This is a genomic window from Methylophaga sp. OBS4 (assembly GCF_026319305.1).
Classification (GTDB): Bacteria; Pseudomonadota; Gammaproteobacteria; order Nitrosococcales; family Methylophagaceae; genus Methylophaga.
On record NZ_JAPDMV010000013.1, the window covers coordinates 31,241 to 44,182 of the forward strand.

Annotated in this window: 14 protein-coding genes and 1 riboswitch; of the genes, 2 read left to right on the forward strand and 12 right to left on the reverse strand. The window is 50.4% G+C overall.

What is annotated here, in order from left to right:
• Positions 1-31: 31 nt before the first annotated feature.
• From OMP95_RS05590 to OMP95_RS05635, 10 genes are all read right to left on the reverse strand, one after another.
• Complete coding sequence (locus tag OMP95_RS05590) at positions 32-550, reverse strand: HPr kinase/phosphorylase (protein ID WP_266326817.1); 519 nt, start codon at positions 548-550, stop codon at positions 32-34.
• Positions 551-553: 3 nt separating this feature from the next.
• Positions 554-1,012, reverse strand: coding sequence for a PTS sugar transporter subunit IIA (locus tag OMP95_RS05595; protein ID WP_266326819.1), 459 nt, complete (start codon positions 1,010-1,012; stop codon positions 554-556).
• Positions 1,013-1,028: 16 nt separating this feature from the next.
• Positions 1,029-1,355, reverse strand: a complete 327-nt coding sequence (gene hpf, locus OMP95_RS05600; RefSeq protein ID WP_266326820.1) for a ribosome hibernation-promoting factor, HPF/YfiA family — start codon at positions 1,353-1,355, stop codon at positions 1,029-1,031.
• Positions 1,356-1,387: 32 nt separating this feature from the next.
• The gene (locus OMP95_RS05605) at positions 1,388-2,842 is read right to left on the reverse strand and encodes an RNA polymerase factor sigma-54 (protein ID WP_266326822.1); all 1,455 of its coding nucleotides are present in this window, start codon (positions 2,840-2,842) and stop codon (positions 1,388-1,390) included.
• A 227-nt stretch (positions 2,843-3,069) separates the two neighbouring features.
• The gene (locus OMP95_RS05610) at positions 3,070-4,062 is read right to left on the reverse strand and encodes an ATP-binding cassette domain-containing protein (protein WP_266326824.1); all 993 of its coding nucleotides are present in this window, start codon (positions 4,060-4,062) and stop codon (positions 3,070-3,072) included.
• Positions 4,059-4,751 (reverse strand): ABC transporter permease, encoded by a 693-nt coding sequence (locus tag OMP95_RS05615; protein WP_266326826.1) that lies wholly within the window; start codon positions 4,749-4,751, stop codon positions 4,059-4,061. The genes OMP95_RS05610 and OMP95_RS05615 overlap by 4 nt, the downstream gene beginning before the upstream one ends.
• Before the next feature lie 67 nt (positions 4,752-4,818).
• Positions 4,819-5,673 (reverse strand): methylenetetrahydrofolate reductase [NAD(P)H], encoded by an 855-nt coding sequence (gene metF, locus OMP95_RS05620; protein WP_266326829.1) that lies wholly within the window; start codon positions 5,671-5,673, stop codon positions 4,819-4,821.
• 48 nt (positions 5,674-5,721) lie between these two features.
• A complete protein-coding gene (gene ahcY / locus OMP95_RS05625; protein WP_266326831.1) occupies positions 5,722-7,032 on the reverse strand; it encodes an adenosylhomocysteinase in 1,311 nt (436 codons plus the stop codon).
• Positions 7,033-7,046: 14 nt separating this feature from the next.
• Positions 7,047-8,210 (reverse strand): methionine adenosyltransferase, encoded by a 1,164-nt coding sequence (gene metK, locus OMP95_RS05630; RefSeq protein ID WP_266326833.1) that lies wholly within the window; start codon positions 8,208-8,210, stop codon positions 7,047-7,049.
• A 91-nt stretch (positions 8,211-8,301) separates the two neighbouring features.
• Positions 8,302-8,388, reverse strand: a riboswitch (S-adenosyl-L-homocysteine riboswitch).
• An 86-nt stretch (positions 8,389-8,474) separates the two neighbouring features.
• Positions 8,475-9,176: a M48 family metallopeptidase gene (locus tag OMP95_RS05635; RefSeq protein WP_266326835.1), complete on the reverse strand. Its 702-nt coding sequence runs from the start codon at positions 9,174-9,176 to the stop codon at positions 8,475-8,477.
• Between the two features lie 85 nt (positions 9,177-9,261).
• On the opposite strand from OMP95_RS05635, the gene dusA reads away from it, so the two are divergent.
• Positions 9,262-10,245, forward strand: a complete 984-nt coding sequence (gene dusA / locus OMP95_RS05640) for a tRNA dihydrouridine(20/20a) synthase DusA (protein ID WP_266326837.1) — start codon at positions 9,262-9,264, stop codon at positions 10,243-10,245.
• Positions 10,246-10,476: 231 nt separating this feature from the next.
• On the opposite strand, the gene OMP95_RS05645 is transcribed toward dusA, so the two are convergent.
• On the reverse strand, positions 10,477-11,256 hold the full coding sequence (locus OMP95_RS05645) for an ABC transporter permease (protein WP_266326839.1): 780 nt from the start codon (positions 11,254-11,256) through the stop codon (positions 10,477-10,479).
• A complete protein-coding gene (locus OMP95_RS05650; protein ID WP_266326841.1) occupies positions 11,253-12,176 on the reverse strand; it encodes an ABC transporter ATP-binding protein in 924 nt (307 codons plus the stop codon). The genes OMP95_RS05645 and OMP95_RS05650 overlap by 4 nt, the downstream gene beginning before the upstream one ends.
• Before the next feature lie 74 nt (positions 12,177-12,250).
• Here OMP95_RS05650 and mutH point away from each other — a divergent pair, with 74 nt between their 5' ends.
• Complete coding sequence (gene mutH / locus OMP95_RS05655) at positions 12,251-12,922, forward strand: DNA mismatch repair endonuclease MutH (RefSeq protein ID WP_266326843.1); 672 nt, start codon at positions 12,251-12,253, stop codon at positions 12,920-12,922.
• The last annotated feature ends 20 nt before the right edge of the window (positions 12,923-12,942 follow it).

The window sequence follows — 12,942 nt, forward strand, 5'->3', positions numbered from 1 at the left end:
TATCCCGGGTGTAATCAAATTTGTTTCGGTATTATTGTTGCATCAATTGCTGCTGACGGCGCTTTATTTCGGCTTCACCATCAAGCTGTTGAGCATGCATTTTGAGCCAGGTTTGCAGCCGATTGGCCAGAGTCGCCGGATTATGAATTGACAGATAAAGTAAGGGAACAGGGTGTCCTAATATCCGGCTGCTGCTGATATTGGCTGTGAGGGCGTGGTTTGTAACAGGTACCTCAGTCAGTTCAAGCAGCAGATCAAGCTGACAGCGAGTTTGCCATACCTGTTTTCCGAGTACGTTGTTGACATCTATCAAGCCCAGTTCACGACTGTGTAACAGGCCTTTCAGCATGTCCGGACATGCTGCTATCAACCGGCTATTTTCCACTGACAGTTCTACCACATCGTCAGCCACCAGCTGATGTCCCTGACAAATCAATTCAAGAGCCAGACTGCTTTTACCGATACCGGCTTTGCCGCTGATTAACACACCTTTGCCGTCGATACAGACCATAACACCGTGACGGGACTGTGTTTGCCGGGAAAAGGACATGATTTAATCGTCGATAGCGAGCAGTAATTCGAATATTTCTTCGGCGCTGTTGGCCGAGCGGATTTTCTGACAGATATCAGCATCGCGAAACAAGGTCACCAGCCGTGACAGATGTTCAAGATGATGAGTGTTATCATCTTCCGGAACCAGCAAACCAAAGGCGATATCAATCGGCTGGTTGTCGAGAGACTCGAACTCTACCGGTGTTTCCATGGTGAGCATGGCTGCCACGGTATGAGGGATACCCGGGATTCGGGCGTGGGGAATCGCCACGCCCTTACCCAGTCCGGTACTGCCGAGGCGTTCGCGCTCGAGCAGTACCTGGAAGATTGTCTCTGCTGTTGTCGCGGTCGTGTTGGCAGCGAGTTTTTGGCTCAGGTTTTCCAACACCTTTTTTTTGCTGGACGCCGAATCATGAAAACTAATGCTGTCAGCATTGACCAGAAGCGCGGCAATAAGCATAGATAGTCCCGTTTGCTTAGTTTGCGTTATTTTTCATATCGGCACCAACCGCTTGATGATGATTGGTGATTTTGTCTTTATGTTTGATGATTTGACGATCCAGTTTAGCCACCAAGTTTTCAATGGCGGTGTACATGTTTTCGTGTTCATCAGATGCGAACAGGTCTGCGCGACTGACATGGACGGTCGCCTCGGCCTTCTGGCGCAGTTTTTCAACAGACAGCACCACGTGAACATTGGTCATATTGTCGAAATGGCGAGTCAGTTTCTCGAATTTTTTATTGACATGATCCCTGAGGCTGTCAGTAATTTCGATGTGTTGTCCGCTTAAATTTAATTGCATGTTTGGACTCCTTTGGGTAGTGGGAACTGGTGCTAGACCAGCCGTTTTCGCTCATTCGATGGCGGAATCGCCAACGTTTCACGATACTTTGCAATTGTTCTGCGTGCGACGTTAATGCCCTGGTCTCCAAGAATGTCAGCAATTTTGCTGTCGCTCAATGGTTTGCGCGGGTTTTCTGCGGCGACCAGTTTTTTGATGATAGCGCGAATGGCGGTAGCTGAGCATTCACCGCCACTTTCAGTACTGACGTGGCTGGAAAAGAAATATTTCAACTCAAAAATACCACGAGGTGTATGCAGATATTTGCGGGTGGTCACGCGTGAGATAGTGGATTCGTGCATTTCCACGGCTTCGGCAATATCTGCCAGTACCAGTGGCCGCATCGCTTCTTCACCATGGTCGAGAAAGTCTTTCTGTCGCTCAATAATCGCTTCAGTGACTTTGAGCAGGGTTTCATTGCGGCTTTGCAGGCTTTTCAGAAACCAGCGGGCTTCTTGAAGGTTGTTTTTCAGATAGGTGTTTTCTGTACTGTTGTCGGCACGGTTAATCAGCTGGGCATAATGCTCGGCGATTTGAATGCGCGGTGCGTTATCCGGATTCAACGACAGCAGCCATTTGCCGTTGAGTTTACGTACATAAACATCCGGCACGATATATTCGGTGCTATCGGTCTGGATCTGACTGCCGGGACGCGGATTAAGCAGTTGTATTGAACGTACCAGATCCGTGAGCTCTTCATCTGTTACTTTTAATGCCCTTTTGATTTGGGCGTAGTCACGTTTCGCCAGCGTGTCGAGGTGTTTGTCTATCAGTTCTCTGAGTAAATCGATATGTGGCAGCCCTGATGCTTCATAAACGCGTAGCTGAATCAGCAGGCATTCACGCAAATCGCGGGCAGCGACGCCGACCGGGTCGAAATGCTGAATACGATGCAGAACGGTCTCAATTTCATCCAGTTCAACATCGGCAAATTCCTCACCGAGACTGAGTTGAATCTCTTCCAGTGTGGTTTTCAGGTAGCCATCATCTTCAACAGAATCAATAATTGTGGCGGCGATGGCTTCTTCAGTTTCGGTAAAGTGAGTGAGGCGCATTTGCCAGAGCAGATGCTGCTGCAGTGAATCACCGCTGTCATCCTGATTTTCACGTTCCAGATCCGAGTCCATGACCATTGAATTACCGCTGGCGGAGACCTGTTGATTGTCATACATGTCTTCCCATTTGGTATCGACGGGCAGATCTTCGGGAATGTCCTGATTTTCCAGCTGACTGATATCGCGACTGGCCTGATCGTCGTCAGTTCTTTGTGCGTTGTTTTCGTCGTAATCGAAGTCTTCTTCCACTTCGAGCAATGGGTTGGTTTCCAGTGCTTCCTGGATCTCAGCCTGTAGCTCAAGCGATGAAAGCTGCAATAAGCGTATTGCTTGCTGCAACTGAGGTGTCATCGACAGGCTTTGACCTACACGTAGCTGTAATGAGGGTTTCACTAAGGTTCTTTATGCGATGTTGCGACCATGTGGTTATGGTACCGCAAGTCTTATGCCATTGCCTACAGGAACAGGTGAAAATTATCTGTGATTCAAGAGACTTTTTCCGTATGGCCGTGTTGTTTGGGCCCTGATCTGGCGTGTTCAAACGGCGCGCACCGCCTCTTGCTCTGTGAAAAAGGCCTTGCCATCGCGATTATCATGAGATTACCAACAGGTTTCAGTCCCTAAAACAACGTTACCGCGCTGGCTTTGAAATTGACCCATACCGTATCGCTCAGATGCAGAGACAGCTTGCGCAGAGAGGTCGGTGTGATGATGGCATGGAAACGTTCACCACAGTCAATCAACAGGCGAATATGGCCAGCTTCTTCGGCGATTTGTATCAACCGGCCCTGAAATTTGTTGAGCATGCTGGAATGATCTAGCGGTTGATCAGAGATAATGATTTCACTGGGATCAATGGCTATATGTCGTGCCTCCGGATTATTTTCTGCGACATGAATGTCAATATGCCCGGTTTGAAACATGCCATCGCGGTAGTGGCCGTGAAATAAATTCAGCAAAGGGGTGGAAGTCACCCGACCTGCAACCAGGTTGATGGATGTATCGGCGATCGCCAGCGCCTGCAGTCTGTCATGGCTGGAAAAGATGACGGTCTTGCCGGGCTGTTGGGCAAAGTTGCGGATCCTGATTTCCAGCTGATGAATATGGCGCTGATCAAGGTGTGAGAAAGGTTCGTCCAGCAGCAAAATATCGGGCTGGTAGGCGATAGCGCGCGCTATCGCCGCGCGTTTGAGTTCGCCGCCCGACAGCGTAGCGGCATTCTGCTGTGCCAGTCTGGTCAGATTGACGGTTTCCAGCGCCTGTGAGACCAGCTGGTCGTAATCTGCTTTTGGCACGCCCTGTAACTTTAAAGCCAGCCGGATATTGTCAGCCACAGAACCGCCCAGCAGGTAAGGCTGCTGAGTGACCAGGCCGATCCGCCGCCGTTGCTGTGTTGTCAGGCCTGCCGCTGTAGATTCACCGAACAAGGTAATCTGGCCTTCGTCGGGCTGTTGCACAAAAGCCAGCAGGTTCATCAAAGTGGATTTGCCTGCCCCGTTTTCGCCGAGCAGCGCAGTGCACTTACCTGTTGCCAGGCTCAGCGCCTCAATGTTCAGCGCTTCAGTATTGCCGTAACGCACCTTGATTTGAGATAGCTGATAGGCTTGTTTCATGATGCCGGCCTGTTGAGCATTGACAGGACAAAGTTAAGGATAAAGGCAATCAGCAACAAAATAATGCCCAAAGCCAATCCTAATTCAAACTCCCCCTTGCTGGTTTCCAAAGCAATGGCTGTAGTCATGGTCCGAGTGTAACCTTCGATGTTACCGCCGAGCATCATGGCAGCGCCTACTTCGCCGATAGCGCGGCCAAAGCCGATAATGATTGCCGCCAGAATAGCCAGCCGTGTGGTACGGATCACCTGAATCGTCATAGGCACCATTCTGGCCCCCAAACTGCGTAAAGTGGGCACCAGCCGTGGATCGGCGGCATTTACCGCCGTAATAGTGAGGTTCATCATGATGGGAAAGATCAGAATCGCCTGGGCGATAATCATGGCAGCCGGCGTGTACAGCAACCCCCAGTCGCCGAGTGGCCCCAGACGACTGAACATGCCGTAGAGCAATAAGCCGATGACCACCGTAGGCATGGCCATCAGTGTATTGAGAATATGTTGCAGCAAGCGCTTGCCGGTGAACTGGTTAAGCGCCATCGCCACCCCGGCCGGCACCGCGAGAAAGGCCGCAAGAGCTGATGCCGTCAGTGAAATGGCGACAGAAGTGAACACGATTTGGTAAATATCAGCATCCAGACTGCTGATAAGCGCTAAAGCGGCTATTAAAGAATCAGCAAAATAATTCATTGTTTAGGGCCGCAGCGATGATGTATACCCGTGATACTTGGAAATGCTCGTATCAGAGTTCATGTCTTCAGCCAGCAATCAGCCCCAGGCGCTCACAAATGGTCAAAGTCGGCTGGGTGCGGTTCATGGTGTAAAAATGTAATCCCGGCGCATCACAATCGATTAGCTGTTGAGTGAAATTAGTCAGAAAATCCAGGGTGAAAGCCTGCATTGACTCGGTATCGTCGTAAAACTCTTCCAGCCGTTTGCGCAGCCAGCGAGGAATTTCTGCACCGCAGCTGGCGGAAAAGCGCGCCAATTGGACGAAGTTATTAATCGGCATGATGCCCGGCGTAATCGGAATATCGATTCCTTTTTGCTCACAGCGATCGAGGAAAAAACGATAGGCATCGATATTGTAGAAATACTGGGTAATAGCACTGTCAGCGCCGGCATCGACTTTACGCTTGAAATTATCCAGATCGGTTTCGGCTGTGGGGGCCTGAGGATGGATTTCCGGGTATGCTGCAACCTCAATAGTGAAAAAATCACCGGTCTCTGCACGAATGAACTCGACCAGTTCGCTGGCATAACGAAAATCGCCGGGATCGCGCATGCCGGAGGGTAAATCGCCCCTGAGGGCAACAACCCGGCGGATATTGTGCTGTTGATAAGTATCCAGAATCTGTCGCAAACGCTCAGCGGTCGAGCCTACACAGGACAGATGTGGTGCGGCATCTATACCGGTTTCAGACTGTGATTGCTGAATGTCAATGACGGCTTCCAGTGTGTTTTCCTGGGTGGAGCCACCGGCGCCAAAGGTAACCGAATAAAATTCGGATTGAAGTGGAGCCAGCTCTCCCCGGACTCGGCGCAGATTAGCCATACCTTTTTCGGTTTTAGGCGGGAAAAATTCACAACTGAGTGTCAGTTTATTGGACATGATAATCGGTTACTCAAAAAGGGCTGGTGGAAGCCAGCCCATTTTACCTTAATAGCGGTAATAATCGGGCTTGAATGGCCCTTGTTTGTCGAGATTTAAGTAAGCGGCTTGTTCTTCGGTCAGTTCGGTCAGTCTGGCGCCAATACGGCCGAGATGCAGTTGTGCCACTTTCTCATCCAGTTTTTTCGGTAATAAGTAGACTTTGTTTTCGTAGGTGTCACTGTTTTCCCACAGTTCGATTTGCGCCATTACCTGATTGGTGAACGAGGCTGACATGACAAAACTTGGGTGACCGGTGGCACAACCCAGGTTGACCAGACGACCTTCGGCGAGCAGGATGATGCGTTTGCCGTCAGGGAAGATAACGTGATCGACCTGCGGTTTGATGTTTTCCCATTGGTATTGACGTAGTGATGCCACATCAATTTCCGAGTCGAAATGGCCGATATTGCAGACGATAGCTTCGTTTTTCATCGCCATCATATGATCGTGAGTGATAACGTCGATATTGCCGGTGGCGGTGACAAAAATATCGGCGATGGCGGCGGCTTCGTCCATGGTGACAATACGGTAACCTTCCATACTGGCCTGCAAGGCGCAGATAGGATCGATTTCAGTCACCAAAACGCTGGCCCCCATGCCGCGAAATGCCTGGGCACAGCCTTTACCAACATCGCCATAACCCAGCACCACGCAGATTTTACCGGCGACCATCACGTCGGTCGCACGTTTGATGCCGTCCAGCAGCGATTCGCGGCAGCCGTATAGATTGTCAAACTTGGACTTGGTAACCGAGTCGTTGACGTTGATCGCCGGCACCAGTAATGAACCGTCTTTCATCATTTCGTAAAGACGGTGCACGCCGGTGGTGGTTTCTTCAGACAGGCCTTTAACGTCTTTCAGCAATTCCGGATATTTTTCGTGCATGATCTGGGTCAGATCACCGCCGTCATCCAGAATCATGTTGGGACGCCAGTTGCCGGGGCCGAAAATAGTCTGTTCGATACACCACCAGAATTCTTCGTCAGTTTCGCCTTTCCAGGCAAATACCGGTGTGCCGTTATCAGCGATAGCGGCGGCGGCATGATCCTGGGTAGAGAAGATATTACAGGATGACCAGCGTACTTCGGCACCCAATTCGATTAACGTTTCAATCAATACGGCCGTTTGAATCGTCATATGCAGGCAACCGGCGATGCGCGCTCCGGCCAGTGGTTTCTTGCCGGCGTATTCGTCACGCAACGCCATCAGGCCGGGCATTTCGCTTTCGGCGATTTTAATTTCTTTATGGCCCCAGTCAGCCAGTGAAATATCGGCGACTTTGTAGTCGGGTGTCAGGTTTTCAATAGGAGATTGCATGTTGATTCCTTAAATTAACTCAGTCCGGCAGCATCACGTAGCACATCGGCCATATCGGTACGTTCCCAGCTAAAGTCCGGGTGTTCATGGCCGAAGTGGCCGTAGGCAGCGGTCTGCCGATAGATTGGTCGAATCAGATCCAGCATTTTAATCAATCCGACCGGACGCAGGTCGAAATGTTCGCGTACCAACATTTCCAGTTTGTCCTGTGAAATTTTGCCGGTGCCGAAGGTTTCGATACTGATCGATGTCGGTTCGGCAACACCGATGGCATAGGAGACCTGGATTTCACAGCGGTCAGCGAGGCCGGCAGCGACAATGTTTTTGGCAACATAACGGGCAGCATAAGCGGCGCTGCGATCGACTTTTGATGGATCCTTGCCGGAGAATGCACCACCACCATGACGAGCCATGCCGCCGTAGGTATCGACGATGATCTTGCGTCCGGTCAGGCCGCAGTCGCCAACGGGACCACCGATAATAAACTGGCCGGTCGGGTTGATATGAATCTTGGTTTTGGATGTGATCCATTCGGCAGGCAATACCGGCTTGATGATATGTTCCATCACCGCTTCCCGCAGGTCGGCCTGATTGATGTCGGGGCTGTGCTGTGTCGATAACACGACCGCATCAATGCCTACCGGTTTGCCATCTTTGTATGCAAAAGTCACCTGGCTTTTGGCATCCGGCCGCAACCAGCTCAATTCGCCGGTGTTGCGGATATGGGACTGGCGTTTGACCAGCCGGTGGGCATAAGTGATCGGGGCGGGCATCAATACATCGGTTTCGTTGCTGGCGTAACCAAACATCAGGCCCTGGTCGCCCGCGCCCTGGTTTTCTTCCGAATCACGGTCAACACCCATGGCGATGTCGGAGGACTGTTTGCCGATTAATGACATGACTGCGCAGGTCTGACCATCAAAGCCTACGTCTGAATTGTTATAGCCGATATCGGTAATGGTTTTGCGCACCACGTCATCGAGATCGACCCAGGCCGAGGTGGTGATTTCACCGGCGATAATGGCGGCGCCGGTTTTGATCATGGTTTCGCAGGCGACCCGGGCTTTGGGGTCCTGGCGCAGGATTTCATCCAGAATGGCATCCGAGATCTGATCTGCGACTTTATCCGGGTGACCTTCTGATACGGATTCAGAAGTGAAAAGATAGTTACTGCTCATAGCCAGCTTCCTCATTACATGAGACTAAGGTAATGATAGTTGGGCTATTCGATAAGTCGGATGCAACGCTCATTACTATCAGTTACCTGATTAATAATGAACGCCGTTAGAATATACAGAGTATTAAAATTGAATAAGCCTAGCAGGCGCGAGTCCTGTTGCAGCGTTCCTTATTCAATTCAAGCTGCACATAATAATCTAAACGTGAAAATTTTCAAGTCGAGCCGTTTGCGCTGACGCAAAAATCACTACAGCGCAAACGGCTCAAGTCTGTAATAGCTTGAGTTGTTGTCCATTGTCTTTCAACCATAATCTATGGGCTTTGAAGTCCGGATCAAAAAGTTCGACCAACTGCCAGAAAGCCGGTGAATGATTATGCTGTTTCAGGTGGCAGAGCTCATGAATGATCACATAGTCAATGATCTCCGCCGGGGCCATGATCAGTTTCCAGTTCAGCTGGATATCGCCGTTAAGCCTGCAACTGCCCCAGCGGGCCTTATAGTTTTTGACCTGTATCAAGCCTGGCTGAAGTCCGGTTTGTCCGGCTAGTTGCCGGCAACGGATGGATAGATAGGATTCGGCCTGCTGTTGATACCAAAGAGTCAACAGATTGAGCAGTTGTTTTTGGCTCGGCGCAGCAAGCTTGGTTTCGATAATTAAGGCGTGGCTATCAGCGATAACCTGGTTTTGCAGTTGTGCTGTCGAAATCTGCAAAGTCAGTGATTGCCCCAGAAACGGAAAGCTTTCGCCGGTTTCAAATTTTCGGCGGCTGACCGGCGGATGTCGCGCAAGCTTTTGTTTTATCCAGTTCGTTTTGAGGGCAATAAAGTCTTCGGCATGGTGCAACGGTAACTTGTCGGGCATGCGTATCGTGACCGTCGCATCCCGTACTGCCAGTGCCAGTGTTTTTCGACGTTTGCTGCGAATAATCTCAACTACGAAATCATCAGTATGAATCTGTGTCATCAGAACATTTTCAGTAAAAAGCAGATTTTTAGCCAGTGATTTGCGAAAATAACAGGTTTTCAAAGGTCAGCAGCCCCTAAATCCCATGGCATCAACAATTCCTTTTCACCAAGCCAGACGTCTGTCCGTCGCCCCCATGCTTGACTGGACCGACCGCGACTGTCGTTATCTGTTGCGGCTGATATCGCGGCATTGCCTGCTTTATACCGAAATGGTCACCACCGGCGCCTTGATTTATGGTGATCGTGATCGTTTTCTGGCACATGACGAGCAGGAATATCCGCTGGCTTTGCAACTGGGCGGCTCTGATCCTGCGGCACTGGCGCAGTGCGCGCGTATGGGCGAGGAGGCGGGTTTCGATGAAATCAACCTCAATGTCGGTTGCCCCAGCGACCGGGTGCAATCGGGCAGTTTTGGTGCCTGTCTGATGGCCGAACCGGAGCTGGTGGCAGAAGGGGTGGCGGCGATGCGCGCCGTAGTCAATATTCCGGTCACCGTTAAAACCCGGTTGGGAATAGATAAACAGGACAGCTACGAGTTTGTTGCCGATTTTGTCAGCAAAGTGGCTGACGCCGGCTGTGAAGTGTTTATTCTGCATGCACGAAAAGCCTGGTTGCAGGGGCTGAGCCCGAAGGAAAATCGTGATGTGCCGCCGTTGGAATATCCGCGGGTCTATCAGATAAAGCAGGATTTCCCTCATCTGCATATTGATATCAATGGCGGTATCCATACGCTGGAGGAGGTCAAAAATCATCTGCAAAAAGTAGACGGCGTGATGATGGGACGTGCCGTTTATCACAACCCGTATTTGCTGGCAGATGCTGATGCCATGATTTTTGATGATAACCGTGAGGTTTTGTCACGCCATCAGATTATTGAAGCCATGCTGCCTTATATTGCAAAGCGCATGACAGAAGGTCGGCCGTTAAAATCCATTACCCGTCATTTACTGGGCTTGTTTCAGGGCCTGCCCGGAGCACGTCGCTGGCGACGGCATCTTAGTGAAAATGCCCATCTGCCGGGGGCGGGCATTCATGTCTTGCAGGATGCCTTGCAGTTAGTTGGATAAGCTCAATCCGCTCAAGGGAACAGAGCGGAATTTTTTATCCGCAGACTTTGCCGATTTGCGCAGATTAAAAGACTTGCGGAAAATACAAAAAGACACGGAAAAAAGCATGTTTAGACGGCGCTTGTTCAGTATCTTTCCGTGTTTTTTGTGGTTAACCATCAAACAATCTGCATTCATCTGCGTAATCTGCGGATTTATGGATTGCGGTAGCACTAAGTTTCTGTGGTTCAATCAGTTTCGTAGACCGGTGCCTTTATCGAGCAGATAGAGCGCAAAGGCGGTTAGTGCGGCAATAAATAATAAAATAATGCTGAACGCGGCGACAATCGGGATATCGGATATGCCCAGCATGCCATAGCGAAACGCATTGACCATATACAGAACCGGATTAAGTAGAGATACGTTCTGCCAGAAGTCGGGCAACAGGCTGATGGAGTAGAACACACCGCCCAAATAGGTCAGCGGGGTCAGAATAAAAGTCGGGATAATCGATATTTCATCAAAGCTACGTGCATATACGGCGTTGATAAAACCACCCAAAGCAAACAGGATGGCACTGAGCAGCACCATGGAGAAGGTAATCCAGATGTGGGCAACCGATAAGTGGGTGAAAAACAGGGACACGATAGTCACGATAACGCCGACGCACAGCCCTCGGGCAGTCCCGCCTGCTACATAACCGGCCAGGATCAGATAATTGGGGATCGGCGCGACCAGCAATTCTTCGATATGGCTTTGAAATTTGGCGCTGAAAAAAGACGACGCGACGTTGGCATAGGCGTTATTGATGACAGCCATCATAATAATGCCGGGCACAATATATTCCATATAAGTAAAACCGCCCATTTCACCTATACGGCTGCCAATCAGGTTGCCGAAGATAATGAAATACAAGGTCATGGTGATCGCCGGCGGTAAAATGGTTTGCGGCCAGATGCGGAAAAACCGTCTGATTTCACGGGTGAGCAGCGTCGAAAAAGCAATCCAGTGGCGCTGATGATGACTGTTCATGAAACTTGTTCCGATGCTTCTACCAGATTCAAAAATAATTCCTCCAGCCGGTTAACTTTGTTTTTCATGCTGACAACTTCAAGCCCGTGCCGACTCAGCTGTTCAAAGAGGCTGTTCAAAGATTCACCCCGGTTGATTTCGACTTCTATGGTTGTGTCATCCACCCGCTGGTAACTCAGGCCATTCAGTTCGATGTTATCCATTAGCGGATATTTAAGATCGAGCACAAACACTTCTTTATCCAGCCGGTTAAGCAGGGATTTCATATCGGTGTTTTCGATAATTTCCCCCTTATCGATAATGGCGATATTGCGGCACAGGTTTTCGGCTTCTTCCAGATAGTGAGTGGTGAGGATAATGGTGGTCCCTTCACGGTTGATCTTGCGCAGAAAGGCCCACATGGAGCGGCGCAGTTCAATATCAACCCCGGCTGTGGGCTCATCCAGGATCAGCAGGCGGGGTTTATGCACCAAAGCCCGGGCAATCATCAAACGGCGTTTCATGCCGCCAGACAGCATGCGTGAAGGCGCATGACGTTTTTCCCACAACCCTAGTTGTTTGAGTAATTCGTCGGCCCTGGGTTCGGCTTCCCGTGCCGGCATGCCATAATAGCCGGCCTGGGTGACCAGAATATGCTTGACCTGTTCAAAGCCGTTGAAATTAAATTCCTGCGGTACCAGACCGATGTAGCTTTTGGCCTGTTCGGGATCGTCATCAAGGTCAGTATCAAATACTTGCACCTTGCCGGCTGTTTTAGTGATCAGTGAGGTAATCACGCCGATGGTGGTGGATTTGCCAGCGCCATTGGGGCCCAGCAAGGCAAAGAAGTCACCTTGTTTAACATCCAGGCTGATATGTTTCAGCGCCTGCAGGCCGTTACTATAGGTTTTATTGAGATTATTGATGGATAAAGCTTTCACAGCCCTTCTCTCAAGTAGAATCAAGGTCGCTAGATTATCATGCCTGAGGTGCTGATGAGAATTTGGAACACTGAATGAGACTGACCACACCACCTGAAAGCCAACAGGATTTATTGCAACGCTGCTGGCAACTGGCAGGTAAAACCCTGGGGCAGATTGCTACAGAACTGGGTATTCCAGTGCCGGATAACCTGCTGCATCATAAAGGCTGGGCCGGGCAGGTGCTGGAACATTATCTGGGCGCAGATGCCGGCAACCAGGCGGAACCTGATTTCACCGGGCTCGGGATTGAAATGAAGACCCTGCCACTCAATGCCAACGGTCAGCCGAAAGAATCTACCTATGTTTGTACGGTCTCGCTGAGGGAGAAAGGTAATTTGCGCTGGGAAGACAGCTGGGTCAGGCAGAAGCTTGCGCAGGTGCTGTGGGTGCCGATAGAAGCTGACAAAAACATCAGGCTGGCGGATCGATATGTAGGGCTGGGGTGGATATGGCAACCGACGCCGGCGCAGGAAACAATTCTCAAGCGGGACTGGGAAGAGCTGATGGACCGGGTTGTATTGGGGGAACAGGCGGATATCAGTGCCAGAGAGGGACAATACTTGCAGATTCGGCCCAAAGCAGCCAATAGCAGAGTGATGGTCAAAAGTCTGACAGAAGAGGGGGCCAGTACCTTGATCAACCCCAAAGGATTCTATTTGCGTAGCACATTTACCCGTGAATTGCTCGCGACGCAGTTCAAATAATGGTAACGTTTCTGGGATAA